This is a genomic window from Streptomyces daliensis (assembly GCF_054782395.1).
Window position 1 is genome coordinate 358797 of sequence record NZ_BAAGSO010000106.1, and the last position, 18987, is coordinate 377783.

The following is an 18987-nucleotide window of genomic DNA, read 5'->3' on the forward strand; positions in this document are numbered from 1 at the left end:
CGCGGTTTCAGCGGACTTCAGGCCGTCTACCAGGGGCCACTGGAAGGATGGACTACATGGATTCCCAGTCCACCGACGCGTACGACAGCGCAATCGAGGAGTAGATATGGGAAGTGCTCAGTTGGCTCATCCGCTTTCACAGGGCCGGTCCTTTCCTTCTGAGAGGACGGGATCGATGTACACGTACCATTCCTATGTGGGGGGAAGGCAGGTGGAGAGCGAGGAGTGGGTTTATGTGCTGGACGCGGACTGCCTGCTAGAGGATGTGTTCTCAAGCCTGACGCTGAAGCGGAAACTGGAGAAGGGCCGCATATCTCCCGATGACCGGTCGGCAGCGGTCGTGGGCCGCGTGGCTAAGGCCGACAGCGACACCGTGGAGATGGCGGTGGACGCGGCGTCCCAAGCCACCGTGGCCTGGAGCACGTTCCCCCTGGAGACCCGCATCGAGGAGCTCGGCAGGCTGCTGCGCACAAGGATCATGGAACGCGCCGAGGAAATCGTCGCCGTCCTTGTGCTGGAGGGGCATCCGCTCGCCCTGGCGCAGTGGCAGGTATCCGGGATGCTAGAGGTATTCAGTCCGGAAACCCTCGGTTTCTACAAGTCCCAGATGTGCCAGGAATTCCAGAGCGGAGCACGGCGCTTGCTGGTCCGGCGCCAGCCGGACGGAGTGGTGTGCCTCAACCCGCCGCAGAATGCGCCGCTTTCCAGCGCGCTACTGGGCGTGGCGTCTGTGATGGGCGGCAACGGGCTTGTGGTGCGGGCCCCCCGCAGCGCCCCGCTGGGCGTGATGTACGCCATGCAGGAAATCGTCGCTCCAGCGCTGGAGGAAATCGGCGCTCCCGCAGGGGTCTTGAACGTGGTCTGTGGGAATCCCGCGCCGATGCTGAACTCGTGGCTGCGGCATCCTGCGGTGGACGACATCTTCTATTTCGGGAGCAGCGAGGGCGGTCTGAAGTTCGAGGCGCGCTGTGTGGCCGAACGGAAGAAACCCATTCTGGAGCTTGCTGGAAACGACACCGTCACGGTGTGGAAGGACGCCGATGTCGGTCTTGTCGCGGAGGCTCTCACCGAGAGCTTCTACGGTTCGGGACAGCTGTGCATGGTTCCCAATCAGGTCCTGGTGCACCCCGATGTCTTCGAGCCGCTGCTGGAGAGCCTGCTGCGGGAGGTCGGCCGCATTCGACCCGGGCATCCGTGGGAGCCCGACGTCCTGCTGACACCGGTGCTGCGCAACGAGAAGTTCTTCAGGTGCCTTGAGGACGCGCGCGCCAAGGGCGCCGAAGTGGCGTGCGGCGGGCACGCCATACGGCTCGACGGGACACCGGATCCTACCGGCATCTTTCTGGAGCCGACCGTCGTGATCGTGCGCGGCCTGGACCGTGCGCGCCAGGTCGATGCCGTCCGGCACGAGACCTTCTTTCCCCTGCTGCCCCTCGTAGTCGGAGACCAGGCTGCGGATGCGGAATTGCTGGATTCCTTCATCGGCTTCGTCAACTCCAATGAGTACGGGCTGCGCAATTCGCTGTGGGCGCAGGACCCAGATGTTATCGAGCGGTTCACCGCCAGGACCACGACCGGCGGATTGCTGAAGGTCAACGATTCCCACATCGGATTTCTTCCCTATCTGCCCACCCATGGAGGGACAGGGCTCACCGGCGGCAGCTTCGGAGAAGCCAACTACCCCATCTTGCGCACCTCTCATATCCAGGGCGTGAGCATCAGTCCCGGATCCCGCCCCAGGAACGCAGTCTTCGGAGCCTGGCAGGAACTGGTGAATCAGCGCCCGTGAGCGCGCACTTACTAAGGAGATGACGCCATGCGCTCATTGAAAGCGGCGCGGCAGACATGCGAGGAGTTCCTGCCCGGTCTCCTCGGCGAACTCGACGGAATTCCGCTGAGCGATCTGGAGCAACCGGGCAGCCCGGCCATCGAGTCCTTTCGCCAGCACGGAGGAACCGGCCTGGTCATCCCCACGGCTTACGAGGGCAGCGGCGCCGATCCCCTTCAGGCAGTCGCCGTCACGCGCGCACTCGGGGCGGCTGCTCCCTCGCTGGCTGTGGCGACCACCATGCACCACTTCTCCGTCGCCACCTTGTTCTCGCTCGCGGACAGTCTCAAGAGCAGCGGTGTGGAGTGGGGCTTGCTGGAGGGAATCGTCGATCAGAAGCTGCTGGTCGCATCCGGGTTCGCGGAGGGCCGGCCGGGCAACGGCATCCTGAGCCCGACGGTGGAGGCCAGGGCCGGGGAGAAGGGCTACTACATCAACGGCTCGAAGAAGCCGTGCAGCCTCTCCCGGTCCATGGACCTGCTCACCGCCAGCACCGCCCTGCCGAACCCGGACGGCAGCCGCGACATGGCCGTCCTGCTCGTGTCCCCGCAGACCGAAGGGCTGAGTATCCACCCCTTCTGGACGAGCTGGGCGCTGGCCGGGGCCGAGAGCGACGAGGTGCGCCTGACCGAAGTGTATGTGGAGGAAGCGCAGGTCATGCGCACCGAACCTGGGGAGAAGGGCGAGCTGGATGAGCTCCAGACCGTAGGGCTCCTCTGGTTCGAGTTGCTGATCACGGCGTCATATCTGGGCGTGGCCAGCGCGTTGGCGGAGCGTGTGCTCGCTGCCGCGCGAGGCACCGACACCGAGCGGGCGCAACTCCTCACCCGGCTGGAGACGGCCACACTCCTGACCGAGGGCACCGCCCGCATGATCGCGTCCGGGGCTGTGGGAGACGAGGCGCTCGGCAAGGCACTTATGGCGCGGTACGGAGTCCAGGACGCCCTGCGGGAAGCCGTCGGCTGTGCGGTGGAGCTGCTTGGCGGGATGGCGTTCATCGGCACTGGCGACATCGCCTACCTGGCGGCTGCCGTGCATGGCCTGTCCTTCCATCCGCCGTCGCGCTCCAGCGCCACCGAACCCCTGCTTGAGCACGCGGCGGGTGAACCGCTGCGCCTGACGTAAGGAGTTGTGATGACCACCCTGGCGAATCCGCCGGCCGCCGACGGTGAAGAGGTCGCTGATCTTTGCCGCAGGCACCTGAGCAAGGGACGAGCCACACTCGGCGAGCTGTTCGGCGGACACCTGGAGACCGACTCCCGGGGCGCGTGGGTGACCAGCGCCACCGGCAGGCGGTTCCTGAACTGCGGCGGTTACGGCGTACTGCTCATGGGAGCTCGCCACCCTGCGGTGGTGCGACGTGTGGAAGCGCAGTTGCACCGACACCCGGTGGCGACCCGCCTGTTTCTCGAACCCCAGGGGGCCCACGCGGCCGAAGCACTGGTGCGCACGGCACCGGCCGGTTTGGAGCGGGTCCACTTCGCGTGCTCCGGCGCCGAGGCGGTGGAGGCCGCCATCAAGATCGCCCGTACTCGGGGCAAGGATCAACTGATCGCCGCACACGAGGGGTACCACGGCAAGACCATGGGCGCCCTGAGTCTCACGGGGAAAGAGGTCTTCCAAAAGCCTTTCCGGCCGCTGCTGCCCGGCGTCCACCACACACCGTACGGGGACGTCGAGGCGCTGGAAGAACTCCTCAAGACGATGCCCGGTCGCGCATGCCTGATCCTTGAGCCGGTCCAGGGGGAGGCCGGGGTGGTCCTGCCGCCGCCCGGGTACCTGCGCGCGGCCCAGGAACTGTGCCGCGCCTACGACGCGCTGTTCGTACTGGACGAGATCCAGACGGGGCTCGGTCGGCTGGGATCTTGGTGGGGAGCGGACGTGGAAGGTCTGGAGCCGGACGTGCTGTTGTCCGGCAAGGGCCTGGGAGGCGGTGTTCTGCCCGTCTCCGCGGTACTCGCGACCCCGAGGGCGTTCGCCGCCTTCGACATGGACCCCTACCTGCACACCTCCACCTTCTCCGGTACCCCCCTCGCCATGGCCGCCGTGCAGGGGGCGCTCGCCGCGATCGAGGAAGACGATCTCGTCACCCGGGCCCGCGACCTGGGAGCCGGCCTCCTGCCCGAGCTGAACCGCATCGCCCGGGCGCACTTCGGCACGCTCGTACGGGAGGTGCGGGGCCAAGGGCTGCTCATCGGCGTCGAATTCACCGAGCCGGGCCCGGCAGGAGACCTGCTCATCGAACTCGTCCACCAGGGCGTCGTCGCCAACCACTCGCTCAACTCGCACCTGGTGCTGCGCTTCACCCCGCCCGCGATCCTCACCCCCGCGGAGACGCAGCACCTTTGCCAGGCATTCGACAGCGCCTGTCGCGTGCAGGCCGCACGCTACAACCCGACCCGCGAAGGTGGCACCGCCCATGCGCAGCGTTGACGTCGCTCTCAGCCTTCCCGAAGCCGATCCGGAAGAGGTGTACGAGCGGGTGAAGCAGTTCGCCCGATATCCCGATCTGGTGCCCGAGGTCCGATCCGTCGTCACCCATGAGATCACCGAGGGGAGGGCGACCAGTGACTGGGAGGTGTACTTCCGCAACGGCATCCTGCGCTGGAGCGAGGCGGACGAGTTCGACCGGAATGCGCTGACCATCGACTTCGCACAACTCGACGGAGACTTCGAGCTGTTCACCGGCACCTGGCGGATCTCCGCGACAGAACGGGGGGCCCGGGTGGATTTCCAGGCCGACTTCGATTTCGGCATGCCCAGCTTGCAGGGCATTCTCGACCCGGTCGCCGAACGGGTCATCAGGGAGACCATCGCCCGCATCGTGCTCGGCCTCTTCGGGACCGGCACCGTGCTGGACGACGCGGCCCTGGCACGGGCCGTCGAGGCGGCCTCGCCCGAGACACGGGCAACCGCCTAGGGGCCCGTGATGGATACCCGGAACTTGTTCATGACCCCCGTAACCTCAAGGCTGCTACGTGCCGAGTGGGGCCTTGGCCTGCTCGTTTCCGCCGCGCTCTTCATCGGCCACCTGGACGAGGTCCGCTGGCTGCCGGCCGTTGTCCTGTTCGTCTACATCGACCTCATCGGCTACTTGCCCGGCGCCATCCGGTTCCGCCGCGCCGGCGGACGGGTCCCCAAGGTCTATTACCTCCTCTACAACGTGATGCATTCCCTGGTCACCCAGGGGCTGGTGGCCCTGGCATGGACCTGGGTGTGGGGTTTCGAGTGGGCGTTACTGGCGCTGCCCCTCCACCTGTTCGGTGACCGGGCGCTGTTCGGCAACTACCTGAAGCCTTTCGGGGTGAAGTTCGAGCCCTATGCTCACCCCGTCTACGTGCGCTTCCAAAACGAATTCGCCGCCCTGCCCGGGGCAGGCGAGGAAAAGGAATCCGGGACGGTGGCATGTCCCTGACGAAGAAGCGTCGCACGGTAACCACCGCACCCGCGCCCTCCGACTCCGCCCGCGCCGCCATGCGCAGCTTCGTCACCGGAGTGTCGGTGCTGACCTGCGGCACGGCGGAGGAGGTGGAAGGGGTCACGGTCAGCACGCTCTCCGTGATCCCCGGCGAGCCCCCGATGGTGTGCGCGGCGCTGCGTGGCGGCAGCCGCGGGCTCTACGCCCTGCTGCACGCCCAGACGTTCGTGGCCAATGGACTGGCCGCGGATCAGGAGCCGCTGGCCCGGCACTTCGCCCAGCGGCGGCGCCCCAGGGGCCTGGGGCAACTGCCACCGGAATCGTGGACGGCGCGTGCGCCGGAGGAGGTGCCGCGGTTGAGCGGCGCAGTGGCCTGGCTGGAGTGCCGTCCCGAAACCGCTGTTCCCGCGGGGGACCACGAGCTGATCGTCGCCCGCGTTCTCTCTGCGGTTCATACCAGCGGCGCCCCGCTGGTGAATTTCGCCGGCGTGCTGCACTGCGGCCCGCTCATCGCTTCCGACATGGAGAGGAATCCCTGATGGCATCCACGAACATCCCGGTCGAGGCGGACTGGGAACACGCGCCCTCACTCCTGGAAGGCGCTGTGAATCTCGAACTGTCCCCCGCCGCATGCGGGGTGGAGTACTGGCTCGGCGCGGTCCCCAGCGGCACCTTGCAGGGCAACGTGCTCGGCCACGCCGATGATGTGCGGCCCCTGGAGGTGGTGAGCAGCCCGGGGCCCTTGAACAGCGCCCTCGTGCAGGAGCTGGCCTATCGCTCGATCGCGGAGGCGAAGGTCACGGGGGCGATCGGCCACATGGTGGCCCTGGCACCGGACAACGCCTGCATGGAGTTCTATGCGACCCAGCTCATCGACGAGGCCAGGCACGCCATGGTCTTCCGTAACCATCTGCTGCAACTGGGCGTGCCCGAGGAGGAGCTGTTCTCCGCTGTCGAACGCGCGGCCGCTCAGGACCGGGACCGGATTCTGGAGCCGCTGGAGGAGTTCGGGCTGCGTATTCTGCGCGATCAGCGGGACTTCCTCGGCGGCGTTCTGGTCCTGACCGTCCTCCTGGAGGGCGTACTCGCTCCGGCCGCCGAGCTGAGCGAGCGTAAGTGGCGGGTCTTCGATCCGGCAGCGGCGGACATCGAACACGGCGCCGGAATCGATGAGATCCGGCACCTGACCGTCGGCAGCTTCATCGTGCGCGAGCACCTGCTCAAGAACCCGCAGGACAAGCAGCGCTCCCTGCAACTACTGGAGGAGGGGTACGCGCTGTGGGACAAGTTGCCCACGACCCAGCAGCTACTGCGCCGTGAGGAGCTCTTTCAGCGGGGGATCGAGGAGCACGGTCATCTGCTGGGCGATTACCAGGTCTGGCCCGGGCGCCGCCTGGTGGACACCACCGCGCAAGAACGAGTGGAAACCGGGCAGCAGTGGGCCCGGCACATGCAACAGACCCGGCTTTCCTACATGGGTCTGGACGAGGCCCTGTGAGCCTTCTACGCACCGATCCTGCTGGAGGGCGAGGCGGCCACACGGTGTGTGGAGGGGGCCGGCCCCTGAACGTAGCCGCGCGGGTCGGCCAACAGTGTTCGGCTATCGAGGAATCTAGGAGTGTGGAATGAACAGCACGTACGACCGTCTCACGGGCCTGCTCGCCACGGGATTCGGCATCGAGGCGGGGGAAGTGACCCCGGAGAGCACCTTTGAGGACCTGGAACTCGACTCACTGGCGCTGGTGGAGCTGGCTCTGGCCACCCAGGAGAAGTTCGGCGTCTCCCTCAGCGAAGACGACCTGCGAACGCAGAGCACGCTGGCCGAGGCTGCCGAGGTCGTCGACGCCAAGCAGGCGAGCGCCTGATGGCCTCCGTCGACGCCCCCTTCGACGCAGCCGTCACCGGAATCGGCATGATCACGCCAGCCGGTGGGGACACCGCAGCGACCTGGGAACGCGTACGGGCCGCGGCGGGCACGGCTGCCCTGCCCGTGCCGGCCCTGGCAGGCAGCCGTGCCGACTTCGGCTGCTGGATGCCCGGCTTCGACGCGGCAGCCGCCCTCGGGCGGCGCAAGGCGTGGCGCCTGGACCGCAGCAGCCAGCTTGCGGTCGCCGCCGCTGACGAAGCGCTCGCGGCCTCGGGCCTGGACCCGGCCTCCTGGGACGGCGATCGTGTGGGCGTCGTCCTCGGCTGCGGTGTCGGAGGTGCAGGCACCTGGGAGAAGCAGCACAACGTGTTCTTGGAGCAGGGGCCGCAGCAGGTCTCCGCCATGCTGGTCCCGATGTTGGTCGTCAACATGTCGGCGGGCTATGTCGCCATGCGCATCGGGGCCCGGGGCCCCAACTTCGTGACTGCCACGGCCTGCGCTTCCGGTACTACGGCGGTGGGTGCGGCCCGTGAGCTGCTGCGCAACGGAACCTGCGATGTCGTGATCACAGGGGGCGCCGAGTCCTGTCTCGTCCAGCCCATCATCTGCGGATTCCAGCAGATGGGCGCACTCTCTGGCCGCCGCGACGAACCGACGGCCGCTTCACGGCCGTTCGACGTGCACCGCGATGGCTTCGTACCCGCCGAGGGAGCCGCCGTTCTGGTCCTGGAACGCCCCCGAAGCGCCCGCGAGCGGGGGGCCCGCATTCACGCCTACATCAGCGGATACGGAGCATCGGCCGATGCCCATAACGCCACCGCACCCGACCCTGAGGGGGCCGGAGCGGAACTGGCGCTGCGTGCGGCGCTGCGCGACGCGGACTTGGCACCGAGCGCGGTCGACCATGTCAATGCGCACGGCACGTCCACGCGGCTCAACGACGAGATCGAGGCCCGGATGATACGCCGGGTGCTGGGCGAGGGGCCCGTCGTGACGTCCGTCAAAGGAGTGGTGGGCCATTCTCTCGGCGCCGCGGGTGCGATCGAGGCCGCATTGACGGCGCTGGCGATGGAACAGCAGGTCATCCCGCCTACGGCCAATCTCGAAAGCCAGGACCCGAGGATCGACTTGGACGTCTGTACCAAGGCGGAGCGGTCCACCCGTGTGGAGGCCGCGGTCAGCAACTCCTTCGGCTTCGGCGGGCAGAACGCGGTATTGGTCTTCACCAGAGCTTGATCGACAGTGCAGGGCCGTGGGGGTGGCGCGTACTGGGACGGCCGAAGGCCGAGTCGATCTCGTCGGATGAGGAGCGGGCTGCGCCGAAGGGGCGGGTACGGCGCCGTTCCGCTCCGCAGGCAGCAGGCATGGGCCCTGCGGTAAGGCAAAAGCAAAAGGCTAGGCCCACATCTCCCTCAGCACGCAGGCCAGTTCGTTGGCGGAAAGCTCCTCCAGGTGCCCCAGCGCGTCCGCGCCGGCTTCCGTGGCTCCGGTGCGCAGCAGCTTTCGCCGTACGAGTTCCCGGTGCCGTAGCCAGGACGACGAGCCGACCGCCCCCAACCCGTTCCTGCGTTCTGCTGTGAGTTCACGCCCGTCATCCAGGTGGACGGTGATGCGGCAGCCGATGTTCTTCGATGCGTGCTCAAAGGTCCTGGCGGGCGCACCGGCGTCCTTGAGCAACCGCTTGACCGGCGCGTCGGCCAGCCGTGGGTCCCACGCCCGCGCGCGCTCCCCGGCCTGGCGGAGGGCTTCGCCCACGGGAGCTGTCGAGAGCATGGCTGCCCGGCTGAGGTCCTCGTCGTGGTGCAGACGGACCCTTCGCGCCAGTCGCCATCGACGCGGTTCGTGCACCGCTTCGCCACTGAGATCCTCGACGGTGACCGCGCCGGTCAACAGCGCCGTGGCCACGTTGTAGGCGAGGCTCATGTTCAGCGCCGCGATCGGCGAGTTCCCCTCCCGCAGATAGCGGGCCGCGTGGCGGTCCATTTCCAGGACCAGGCTCGGAGCGTGTACGTGGATCTCCGTGATCTGCTGTGTCGCGTCGTCCAGCTGACGGTGCAGGTGCGCCGCGCAGTCGATGGGCGCGTCCACGGTGACGGCGGCCGGGTGCACCTTGAAGGACACCGTCTCTGTGTGCCACCGCTCCCCGAGCCCGGCCACCACCGCCTCTGGGATCGGAGCGTGCGCGAAGGTGTGGAGAAACCCTTCCGGGTGTTCGAGCAGTTCCGGGAGACCGCGCAGCCCCGCCACCGCGGCCGAGGCGGCGTCCAGCGCCGTGCGTACAGGCGTCGCGGCCGACAGCACCTTCGCATCGCTGCCGAGGTACGCGGGCAGCATCGACCAGGGCGGCGCGGACAAGGCGAGCGCCCAGGCGTGGCACAGGATGTTCTCGTGGCAGTGCCCGGTGGCGAGCAAGCGGGCCGTCGCGGCACCGGACAGATGGGCCTGCGCGGCGGTCTGACCGCGGAAGCGGCCCAGCGTGGTGGCCGCCGTGATGCGAGCGGCACACTCGTTGGCCACGATGACCGCCTCAAGGAGCGCGCGGCCGTCCAGCCGTGCGGCCTCCTGAAAGGCGAGGGGGACGCTGACCGTGGAGTGGGAGAGGTGGCCAGCGTAGAAAGTGTCCTCCATGTAGAGGCTGGAGGAGAGCGCGGCCAACACGGCTGCGGTGCGCTCTGGCTCGGCAGGTGAGGGAGAGCCGAACGCGGTGGTGAGTTTCGCGCCGAGAGGATGCCCGGCGGCTGCGCGTACGGCTGCGATGTGGGAGATGACCTGGCTCACCGCGAGCTCCCTCACGCGCGGAGGAATCAGCGGGAGGCTCGGGCGGCTGGCCCAGTGGGCCAGAGTGCGCAAGAGGGGTGTGTTGTCACCCTGTTGGGTCTCGTGCGGCTTCACGACGTCCTTCCTGATGGCGTGCGTGTGATCCATGGCGCCGCAGGGCGGGTGTCAGGTGACCGCGAGGGGGGACAAGAGCGGGAGCGCTCCTGGAAGGACCCGGAGCGAATAGCGCGGGTGGCCCGAGCGCACCAGCTCACCGTCCCGTTCGAAGGTGAGCGGCTTTCCGTCAAGACGCTCGATCTCGACCCGTCGGCCCCGCCCGTAGACTGCGCCGGGCCATTCGGTGTCGCTGTCGATCTGGCCGGTACGGCCGCCGTCTTGGACCAGCCTCATCAGTTGAGCGTTCTCGAAGCGCCCGGTCAGCACGCACACGTCGAGCAGTCCATCGTCGAGAACCGACCTGGGCAGCAACAGGAACCGGCCGGCCCGGTAGCGTCCTCCGCCCACGTTCGCCAGTACCACGCTGCCCTCGTGGATGACCTCTCCGTCGACGGTGATCCGGCTTGGGTGTGGCGCGAAGGTGCGCAGCGTGATGGCCGTGGCCTCCTGGTAGCGGTCACGTCCGGAACACCCGTTCACCGCGGCGGCGGTCTCCAGGGCCTCCGCCGCCAGCCCGGAGCAGGCGCCGAGGAGGACGGTTTCGCCGGTCTCCTCGATGCGGGCCATGTCCACAAGACGGATGTGCGGTTCCGCGACGTCGAGAGCGGACCGCATCGCCTCTTGCCACGGACGGTCCTGCCAGACTTCCCGGTAGAAGGAGTTACCTGTCCCGGCCGGCACGATGAGCAGCGCAGGGCGACGTGAGAGGCTGCGCCGGGAGTCCAGCAGACCGCCGGCTGCCTCGCTTGAGGTGCCGTCGCCGCCGACGGCGACGACGACGTCAACTCCCTCGGCTCCCGCCTCTGCCGCGATTTCGCGCGCGTGTCCGGCATGGGCGGTGCGGGTGTGACGCACGGTACCGGCCAGTTCGCCGCACAGATCCTCGACTTCGTCGAGCAGCGACCGGGAGGCACTGCCCGCCTGTTCGTTCGCCACGATCACTGCGCTCCGTGCCCACCGGTTCATGGCTGCGCGTCCCTTCGGCTGAGATGGCCGACGGGCCGGCGGCACGCATCTGGCGGAGAGAGCAGGATTTGAACCTGCGAGGGGTCAGACCCCAAGCTGGAGCAGAGCCCAGCTCCCGTTAGGCCGCTTCGGGTATCTCTCCTTGCCGGACACCGCCGGGGCCCGCCTGGATGGCCCGGCGAGAACAACGTTGGCACGAGAGCCTTGTAGGCCGCTGAAAGCGGTCTTTCAGCGGGATCCGCGCAGCCGAGGGCGGCCGTAGCGGGGGTGTACGGGGGCATTGAGGGGTGGTGAAGGCGCCCAGCGGTGCCGCCCCGGCCTCCGCAGTGAGACGTTTCCCGCGATCGGCATTCAACACCACGATGATCGAAGGCGCGTGGGAACCGCCCCTTGGCGCGCTGATGCCCCGCCCCCCCCACAACGCGGAGAGCCGTATGGACGGCAGGCTCGTCACCGAAGAGAACGATCCGCACTGCATAACTGCGATCAAGGCAAGGGAAATGCTCGCCGGAGCCCCGTGGAGAAGACTGGTGGTGCTCGGAGACGAGGTGGCCGCCGGGCACAGCGACCCGTGCGATGGATATGCCGCCTCTTCCTGGGCCGACCGCCTGGCCGCCGCGCTGCGGTCCACGCAACCGTGCCTCGCCTACCGCAATCTCGGCCGACGCGGTCTGTCCGTGTCCGAGATCCGCGCCGGACAGGTGGCGAAGGCGCTGGCGTTCAAGGGCGACCTCGCCGCGGCCGTCGTCGGAGTCGACCATGTGCTGGGCCAGTCCTTCGACGCCGACTCCACCGAGACCGAGCTGAGCAGGATCATCGGCCCGCTCCGCGACGCCCGTGCGGATGTGATCGTCATAGGACCGTTCGACATCAGCAGGTCAGGGCTGATATCGGAGACACGCAGGCCCGAAATCAACCAGTGTCTGCGGCAGTTGGCGCATCGCACCCACGAACTCGCCGTGCAGCGTGGGGCGATGCACGTGGACCTGGCGTCGCACCCGGCCAGCGCGGACCCGGGAATCTACAGCCGGGACGGTCGGCACTTCAGCGCACGCGGCCACGCCGTCGCGGCGGCGACAGTCATCCGGCATCTGGCCGACCGCCTCTCCGGCCGCGGGACCAGCGTGTGAGCGTCGAGCGCGGTCGTGAGTGGGGGAGTGGGCGCGTGCGCGGGCGATGGCGCGATGCCTTTGTGGGTGCCCCTTGGAATTCCCTTTCCTGTGAACCAGGGGCCGGATTCACAGGAAAGCACCGGAAAACACAGGTGTCGCACAGCGAAGTCTTATCCGCCTCCTGTTTACGGGGGGCGCGACGTGCGTTAGGGGGAGCGTAGAAGGTGCTGTGACCAGGGAATGTGTGGTCGTCGAGCGGTTCCTTGTAGCGCATGAGAAAAGGCTCAGCGCCAATTCATGGGAAGCTCATCGGAATCGGTTCGACGGTGCTGAATGGTGCGGTAGCGTTTTTCTTGTCGCAGCCGGAAGGCGCGGCAGGAAAACACTCTTCCGAGAAAAGGAGAAATCCATGAGCTTCCGTAAGATCACCCCGGCCAAGCCCGCCCACAAGCGTCCGGCCCACCGTGACGAGAAGCCCGGCAAGAAGCAGCAGAGGAAGCAGCCGCGTCGCCGTCCGGTCGGCCGTCGCTGACGTCACCGCACGAGGCGGGCCCGCGCACGGCGCGGGCCCGCCTCGGCCGCGTCCGGCCCATGAGCCGGTGCCGCCAGGGACGACCACACGAAGAGGAGGCAGAGCAGTGACGGCGTACGAGACGGACATCGGTGCCCCGCACCCGCACCCGCACCGCGAGGACGCCCCGGCGGACAATCCGCACCCCTCCACGTCGCACCCCTCCGCGCCGCGCGTGTCCGTGCGGGTCGCCTTCCGCCGCTTCTGGCCCCTCACCCGTGGTGACCGCGGCTGGCTGCTGGTGATCTGCGCGTGCGTCATCCTCGCGGCGCTCGCCGAGACCGCCTCGATCCTCCTCTTCAGCAGCCTCACCGACGACGCACTCCAGCAGGGCTCCCTCAGCGCCTTCTGGGGCCCGGCCGCGAAGTGGCTCGCCCTCGCGGTGTGCGGCGCCGTCGTCGGCTACCTCGGCAACTCACTGGCCGCGTGGACGGCGGAGCGCTTCGTGATGCGTCTGCGCGCCCGCGTCTTCGCGCACGTACAGACGCTGCCGCCGCACTTCTTCCAGCGGCACCGGCAGGGCGACCTGGTGGAACGGCTGACCGGCGACGTGGAGGCGATCGAGCGGATGGCCGTCTCCGGTGTCGTGGAGACCGTCGCCGCGCTCTTCAGCGCCCTCTTCTACGCGGCGGCAGCGCTCTGGCTCCGCTGGGACCTGGCCCTGGTCACCTTCGCGCTGGCGCCCCTTTTCTGGCTGGCGGCCAAGCGGTTCTCCGGGCGGCTCAAGGCCGTCTCGCGCAGGGAGCGGGAGGCGGACGGCGCGATCACCTCCGTCGTCGAGGAGTCGCTGGGCAACGTGCTGCTCACGCAGGCGTACAACCGGCAGGCGGCGGAGGAGAAGCGGCTGCGGCGCGAGGCGCGCCGCTGGATGCGCGCCACCGTCTCCAGCGCGCGGATGAACGAGCTGTACGAGCAGCTCGTCGAGGTCATCGAGACCGTGTGCGTGCTCGCCGTCATCGGCCTGGGCGCGTGGGAGATCTCCGAGGACAGGATGACGCTCGGTCAGCTCCTCGCCTTCGCCGCCTTCATCGGCTACCTCTACCCGCCGATCCGCTCGCTCGGCCAGCTCGGCCTGACCGTCACGGCGGCGACGGCGGGCGCCGAACGCCTGCTGGAGATCCTCGACTCGTCCCCCTCGGTCACCGATCCGGCCCCCTCGCTCACCGACCCGGCCATGCGCCACCCGTCGGCCGCCACCGCCCCGTACCGCCGCGCCCACGGCGTCGTCGAGTTGCGCGACGTCGGCTTCCGCTACCCGGACGCCGACCGGGACGCGCTCACCGGCGTCTCCCTCACCGCCGCACCCGGCGAACTGCTCGTCATCACGGGACCCAGCGGCGCGGGCAAGTCCACGGTGTCGCAACTCCTGCCGCGGCTCTACGACCCCCACTCGGGCTCCGTACGGCTCGACGGCGCACCCCTGGACACCCTGTCGCTGGCCTGGGTGCGCGAGAACATCACTCTGCTGCCGCAGCGCACCCTCGTCCTGCACGACACCATCGCGGGGAACATCGCGTGCGGCCGTCCCGGCGCCACCGAGGAGGAGGTGGTGCGTGCGGCGCGGGCCGCCGACGCGCACGACTTCGTCATGGCGCTTCCCGACGGCTACGGCACCCGTATCGACCCGCACACCGCGCGGCTCTCCGGCGGCCAGTTGCAACGTGTCGCCATCGCTCGAGCCATGCTGCGCGACGCGCCCGTCCTCGTCCTGGACGAGCCCACCACCGGGCTCGACGCGCTCGCGGCGCGACGTGTCATCAAGCCGCTGCGGCGCCTCATGGAGGGGCGGACCACCATCGTCATCACCCATGACCTGGGCCTGGCGCCCGACGCCGACCGCATCCTCGTCCTCGACCACGGCCGGGTCACCGAGAGCGGCACCCACGCCCAGCTCCTGGCACGCGACGGCACCTATGCGCGCCTGCGCGACTCGCAGCACGCACCCGCGCCCCTTGCCGCCACCCTCACCCCGCACCCGTGACACACGTGTGCCCCCTCCCACCGGACGGCGGGGGAGGGGACACACGGGGAACGGGGTGAGCGTCAGCGGTTGACGCAGGTGTTGCCCGCGGACGGGTTGAGAAGCCCGATCACGTTGATGCTGTTACCGCAGACGTTGGCACCGATGTGGATCGGCACCTGCACGGCGTTGCCGGACAGGACACCCGGCGAGTGCTTCACGCGCGCCCAGGCGTCCGCGTCGGCGGAGGCGGCACCGGCACCGCCCAGAATCCCGGCGGCAGCGAGGGCGCTGGCCGCGATCACGGTACGGATCCGCATGTTCTCTCCCATCGTGGGGTTGGGCTGACGTCCTGCATCAGAACCCGGCGGCGGAGTCCCGACGGGGCATTGGTCCGGCCGTGGGCGTGGCCGCACAGCCCCTGTCGGCCCCCTCCGTGACGCCCCGCGCTCCGATGGAGCAACGGTGTTTAGGAGAGGGGGACGCGGTGGTACTGGGGCCGGGTGATAGCTCACATCAGTTTGCGGGTGGACGGTGCGGACCGGTCGCTGACCGTCGACACACGTACCACGCTGCTCGACGCGCTCAGGGAACGGCTCGCGGTCACCTCACCGAAGAAGGGGTGCGACCACGGCCAGTGCGGCTCGTGCACCGTCCTGCTGGACGGCAGGCGGGTGGTCAGTTGTCTGGCACTCGCCGTCGCACACGACGGCGCGGAGGTGACCACGGCCGCCGGACTCGTCGACGGGGACGGCGAGCCGCACCCCGTGCAGCGCGCCTTCCTCGACCACGACGGCTACCAGTGCGGTTACTGCACCCCGGGCCAGATCTGCTCCGCCGTCGGCGCGCTGGAGGAGGCCGCTGCCGGACACCCCAGCCACGCGACGCCCGCCGGGGACCTGGCAGCGGAAGGCCCCCGCGCCCTGGACGACGAGGAGATCCGCGAGCGCATGAGCGGCAACCTGTGCCGCTGCGGTGCCTACGTCAACATCGTCGCGGCTGTCAGGGAGGTGGCGGACCGGTGATCCCCTTCGAGTACAGCAGGGCGACGGACCCCCACGCCGCCGTCGCCGCCGTCAGGGAACGCGCCGACGCCGTCTTCCTCGCGGGCGGCACCAACCTCGTCGACCACATGAAGCTGGGTGTGGCCGGTCCTGGCATGCTCGTCGACGTGTCGCGGCTGCCGTTGGACCGCGTCGAGGAGCTGCCCGACGGCGGGCTGCGCGTCGGCGCGACCGTACGCAACAGCGACCTGGCGGCGCACCCGCTCGTACGGCGGCGCTACCCCGTACTCTCGCAGGCACTGCTCGCGGGCGCCTCCGGGCAGCTGCGCAACGCGGCGACCACGGCGGGCAACCTGTTGCAGCGCACCCGGTGCGACTACTTCCAGGACGTCACCACGCCCTGCAACAAGCGCGAGCCCGGCTCCGGCTGTTCCGCGCTCACGGGGCACAGCCGCAACCATGCCATCCTCGGCGCCTCGGAGCTGTGCGTGGCGGTCCACCCCTCCGACATGGCGGTGGCCATGGCCGCGCTCGACGCCACCGTCGTCGTACTCGGCGCGGACGGCGAGCGCCGCATCTCGCTGGCGGACTTCCACCGGCTGCCCGGCGACGCGCCGGAGCGGGACACGGTGCTCGGGCACGGCGAACTGATCACGGCGGTGGAACTGCCGCCACTGCCGTACGCGGCGGCGCACTCCGCCTACCGGAAGGTGCGCGAGCGGGCCTCGTTCGCCTTCGCGCTGGTCTCCGTGGCCGCCGCGCTCGACATCGACCGCGAGGTCGCGGGCGCTGACGGGATCGGAACGGTACGGGACGTGCGGATCGCGCTGGGCGGCGTCGCGCACAAGCCGTGGCGCGCCACCCGCGCCGAGGAGGCGCTGCGCGGGACCAGGCCCACGGAGGAGAGCTTCCGGCGAGCGGCCGACGCCGAACTGGCGGCGGCGCGCCCGCTGGCGGACAACGGGTTCAAGGACCGGATGGCACGCAACACGATGGTGTCCGTGCTGCGCGGACTGGCCATGGAAGGCGGCTCTGGCATGGAGGAGCGAGCATGACCAGCACCGGCATCGGCACGGGTACGGGCATCGGCACGGGTGCCGGCACCGGCGTCAGCACCGGCGCCGCGAGCCCGGAGGCCGGGGCCGCCGTCGGCGCGCCGCTGAGGCGGCGCGAGGGCCGCGCGAAGGTGACGGGCACGGCTCCGTACGCCTTCGAGCACCCCGTCGAAGGACCGGCCTACGCGCACGCGCTCCAGTCCACCGTCGCGCGCGGGCGGGTGACGTCGGTGGACAGCGCGGCGGCCGAGGCGCTCGACGGCGTCGTGGCCGTGCTCACCCACCTCAACGCGGCCCGGCTCGCCGACTCCCAGGATCGGGAGCTGGCCATCCTCCAGTCGGACGAGGTCCACTTCCGCGGCCAGCTCATCGGCGCCGTGGTCGCCGACACCCCCGAGACCGCCAGGCACGCCGCCTCCCTCGTACGGGTCGGCTACGAACAGTGGCCCCACTCGACCGAGATGCGCGCCGACGACCCCGGCCTCTACACACCCGACCAGGTCAACCCCGCCTTCGACACGGAGAGCGACGCGGGCGACCTGGCGGCGGCCCTGGCCACGGCCGCTGTCACCGTCGACGCGACGTACTCCACGCCCATGGAGCACAACAACCCGATGGAGCCGCACGCCAGCATCGCCGTGTGGGACACGGGCGAGGGGGAGGCCGGGGCCGGGGTCGGAGACGGGGACGGGGCGCGGCTGACGCTCTACGACTCCACCCAGGCGGCGCACGGCGTCCGTCAGACCCTCGCCCCCGTCCTCGGCCTCCCCGCGGAGCGGGTGCGGGTCATCTCCCCGCACGTGGGCGGCGGCTTCGGCTCCAAGGGCATGCCGCACGCGCACAACGTGCTGGCGGCGCTGGCGGCCCGGTGCGTGCCAGGCAGGCCCGTCAAGCTCGCGCTCACCCGGCAGCAGATGTTCTCCCTCGTCGGCTACCGCACCCCCACCCTCCAGCGGCTCCGGCTCGGCGCCGACCGGGACGGGCGGCTGACGGCGCTGTGCCACGAGGTGGTCGAACAGACCTCGCGCATCAAGGAGTTCGCCGAGCAGACGGCGGTGGCCTCGCGGCTGATGTACGCGACGGACAACCGCCGCACCAGCCACCGCCTCGCGGCACTCGACGTCCCCGTCCCCTCGTGGATGCGAGCCCCTGGCGAGGCGCCCGGCATGTTCGCGGCCGAGGTCGCCATGGACGAACTCGCCCACGCCTGCGGACTCGACCCGGTCGAGCTGCGCGTGCTCAACGAGCCGGAGACCGAGCCGGGTTCGGGCAAGCCCTTCTCGTCCCGGCACCTCGTCGAGTGCCTGCGCACGGGTGCCGAGCGCTTCGGCTGGGGCGACCGGCGCGCGGAGGCGGGGACGCGGCGGGAGGGCGACTGGCTCGTGGGCCTCGGCGTCGCCAGCGCCACCTACCCCGGCTACGCCAACGCGGGCTCCGAGGCCGAGATCGAGCACACGGGCGGCGGCCGGTACGTCGTCCGCATCGGCGCCGCCGACATCGGCACCGGCGCCTGGACCGTGCTCGCGCAGATCGCCGCCGACGCGCTCGGTGTCGCCGTGGACGACGTGCGCACCGAACTGGGCGACACCTCGCTGCCCACCGCGACCGTCGCGGGCGGCTCCTCGGGCACCACGTCCTGGGGCTCGACGATCGTCGGCGCCGCGAAGGCGTTCCGCGAACAGCACGGCACAGAACCGGCCGAGGGCGCCCGTGCCCGCGCCGGGATGCCCGAGAACCCGGAGCGTGAGGGCTACGCCGTGCACTCCTTCGGCGCCCACTTCGCGGAGGTGCGGGTGCACGCGGACACGGGAGAGGTGCGGGTCCCGCGCATGCTCGGCGTCTTCTCGGCCGGGCGGATCGTCAACCCCGTGCTGGCACGCTCCCAGTTCCTCGGCGGCATGGTGATGGGGCTGTCGATGGCACTGCACGAGGCGAGCGTGGTGGACCACGCCTTCGGGCACGTCGTCAACCACGACTTCGCGGGCTACCACATCGCCAGCAACGCCGACGTCGGCGACCTCGACGCGATCTGGCTCGACGAGGAGGACCCCCGCTCCAACCCCATGGGCTCACGGGGCATCGGCGAGATCGGCATCGTCGGCTCGCCCGCCGCCATCGCCAACGCGGTCCACAACGCGACGGCGATCCGCGTCCGCGACCTGCCCATCACCCCGGACAAGCTGCTGCGCTGAACACCTGCCAGTGCGGCGGCGGGCGCGCGGCGGCGGGCGCGTCACGCCGCCGCGCGGATATCGCGTTGCGCGGGCCGGGG

18 protein-coding genes and 1 tRNA gene are annotated in these 18987 nt (G+C 69.7%); 15 read left to right on the top strand and 4 right to left on the bottom strand.

The window, feature by feature from the left end:
- The first annotated feature begins 175 nt into the window (after positions 1 to 175).
- The 9 genes from ACYVOO_RS29280 to ACYVOO_RS29320 all read left to right on the top strand — a co-directional run bounded on the left by ACYVOO_RS29280 (position 176) and on the right by ACYVOO_RS29320 (position 8349).
- Positions 176 to 1789 carry an aldehyde dehydrogenase family protein gene (locus ACYVOO_RS29280; protein ID WP_461018712.1) on the top strand — a complete coding sequence of 538 codons (1614 nt, stop codon included), beginning with the start codon at positions 176 to 178 and terminating at the stop codon, positions 1787 to 1789.
- Between the two features lie 27 nt (positions 1790 to 1816).
- On the top strand, positions 1817 to 2953 hold the full coding sequence (locus tag ACYVOO_RS29285) for an acyl-CoA dehydrogenase family protein (RefSeq protein ID WP_461018713.1): 1137 nt from the start codon (positions 1817 to 1819) through the stop codon (positions 2951 to 2953).
- A gap of 9 nt (positions 2954 to 2962) precedes the next feature.
- Entirely contained in the window at positions 2963 to 4261 is a 1299-nt protein-coding gene (locus tag ACYVOO_RS29290) for an aspartate aminotransferase family protein (RefSeq protein WP_461018714.1), read from the top strand.
- Positions 4248 to 4748, top strand: a complete 501-nt coding sequence (locus tag ACYVOO_RS29295) for a type II toxin-antitoxin system RatA family toxin (protein WP_461018715.1) — start codon at positions 4248 to 4250, stop codon at positions 4746 to 4748. Before ACYVOO_RS29290 ends, ACYVOO_RS29295 begins: the two co-directional genes overlap by 14 nt.
- A gap of 30 nt (positions 4749 to 4778) precedes the next feature.
- Entirely contained in the window at positions 4779 to 5243 is a 465-nt protein-coding gene (locus ACYVOO_RS29300) for a hypothetical protein (RefSeq protein ID WP_461018716.1), read from the top strand.
- Positions 5234 to 5785, top strand: coding sequence for a flavin reductase family protein (locus ACYVOO_RS29305; RefSeq protein ID WP_461018717.1), 552 nt, complete (start codon positions 5234 to 5236; stop codon positions 5783 to 5785). Before ACYVOO_RS29300 ends, ACYVOO_RS29305 begins: the two co-directional genes overlap by 10 nt.
- Entirely contained in the window at positions 5785 to 6744 is a 960-nt protein-coding gene (locus ACYVOO_RS29310) for a ferritin family protein (protein WP_461018718.1), read from the top strand. Before ACYVOO_RS29305 ends, ACYVOO_RS29310 begins: the two co-directional genes overlap by 1 nt.
- Positions 6745 to 6871: 127 nt before the next feature.
- Positions 6872 to 7111, top strand: coding sequence for an acyl carrier protein (locus ACYVOO_RS29315; RefSeq protein WP_461018719.1), 240 nt, complete (start codon positions 6872 to 6874; stop codon positions 7109 to 7111).
- Complete coding sequence (locus tag ACYVOO_RS29320; protein ID WP_461018720.1) at positions 7111 to 8349, top strand: beta-ketoacyl-[acyl-carrier-protein] synthase family protein; 1239 nt, start codon at positions 7111 to 7113, stop codon at positions 8347 to 8349. The genes ACYVOO_RS29315 and ACYVOO_RS29320 overlap by 1 nt, the downstream gene beginning before the upstream one ends.
- A gap of 159 nt (positions 8350 to 8508) precedes the next feature.
- On the opposite strand, the gene ACYVOO_RS29325 is transcribed toward ACYVOO_RS29320, so the two are convergent.
- The 3 genes from ACYVOO_RS29325 to ACYVOO_RS29335 form a co-directional block, all read right to left on the bottom strand.
- Positions 8509 to 9891: an MmgE/PrpD family protein gene (locus ACYVOO_RS29325; protein ID WP_461018721.1), complete on the bottom strand. Its 1383-nt coding sequence runs from the start codon at positions 9889 to 9891 to the stop codon at positions 8509 to 8511.
- A 165-nt stretch (positions 9892 to 10056) separates the two neighbouring features.
- Positions 10057 to 10983 carry a diacylglycerol/lipid kinase family protein gene (locus tag ACYVOO_RS29330; protein ID WP_461018722.1) on the bottom strand — a complete coding sequence of 309 codons (927 nt, stop codon included), beginning with the start codon at positions 10981 to 10983 and terminating at the stop codon, positions 10057 to 10059.
- Positions 10984 to 11063: 80 nt separating this feature from the next.
- Positions 11064 to 11155, bottom strand: a tRNA-Gln gene (locus ACYVOO_RS29335).
- 388 nt (positions 11156 to 11543) lie between these two features.
- On the opposite strand from ACYVOO_RS29335, the gene ACYVOO_RS29340 reads away from it, so the two are divergent.
- From ACYVOO_RS29340 to ACYVOO_RS29350, 3 genes are all read left to right on the top strand, one after another.
- Complete coding sequence (locus ACYVOO_RS29340) at positions 11544 to 12143, top strand: SGNH/GDSL hydrolase family protein (protein ID WP_461018723.1); 600 nt, start codon at positions 11544 to 11546, stop codon at positions 12141 to 12143.
- A 391-nt stretch (positions 12144 to 12534) separates the two neighbouring features.
- Positions 12535 to 12657, top strand: a complete 123-nt coding sequence (locus ACYVOO_RS29345) for a hypothetical protein (protein WP_461018724.1) — start codon at positions 12535 to 12537, stop codon at positions 12655 to 12657.
- Positions 12658 to 12871: 214 nt separating this feature from the next.
- Complete coding sequence (locus ACYVOO_RS29350; protein ID WP_461018793.1) at positions 12872 to 14677, top strand: ABC transporter ATP-binding protein; 1806 nt, start codon at positions 12872 to 12874, stop codon at positions 14675 to 14677.
- Between the two features lie 62 nt (positions 14678 to 14739).
- Here ACYVOO_RS29350 and ACYVOO_RS29355 read toward each other — a convergent pair whose 3' ends face one another.
- Positions 14740 to 14976: a chaplin gene (locus tag ACYVOO_RS29355; protein WP_461018725.1), complete on the bottom strand. Its 237-nt coding sequence runs from the start codon at positions 14974 to 14976 to the stop codon at positions 14740 to 14742.
- Between the two features lie 183 nt (positions 14977 to 15159).
- On the opposite strand from ACYVOO_RS29355, the gene ACYVOO_RS29360 reads away from it, so the two are divergent.
- From ACYVOO_RS29360 to ACYVOO_RS29370, 3 genes are read left to right on the top strand one after another with little or no spacing between them, the layout of a single operon-like run.
- A complete protein-coding gene (locus tag ACYVOO_RS29360; protein ID WP_461018726.1) occupies positions 15160 to 15681 on the top strand; it encodes a 2Fe-2S iron-sulfur cluster-binding protein in 522 nt (173 codons plus the stop codon).
- Positions 15678 to 16715, top strand: coding sequence for an FAD binding domain-containing protein (locus ACYVOO_RS29365; protein ID WP_461018727.1), 1038 nt, complete (start codon positions 15678 to 15680; stop codon positions 16713 to 16715). The genes ACYVOO_RS29360 and ACYVOO_RS29365 overlap by 4 nt, the downstream gene beginning before the upstream one ends.
- Complete coding sequence (locus ACYVOO_RS29370; protein ID WP_461018728.1) at positions 16712 to 18907, top strand: xanthine dehydrogenase family protein molybdopterin-binding subunit; 2196 nt, start codon at positions 16712 to 16714, stop codon at positions 18905 to 18907. Before ACYVOO_RS29365 ends, ACYVOO_RS29370 begins: the two co-directional genes overlap by 4 nt.
- The last annotated feature ends 80 nt before the right edge of the window (positions 18908 to 18987 follow it).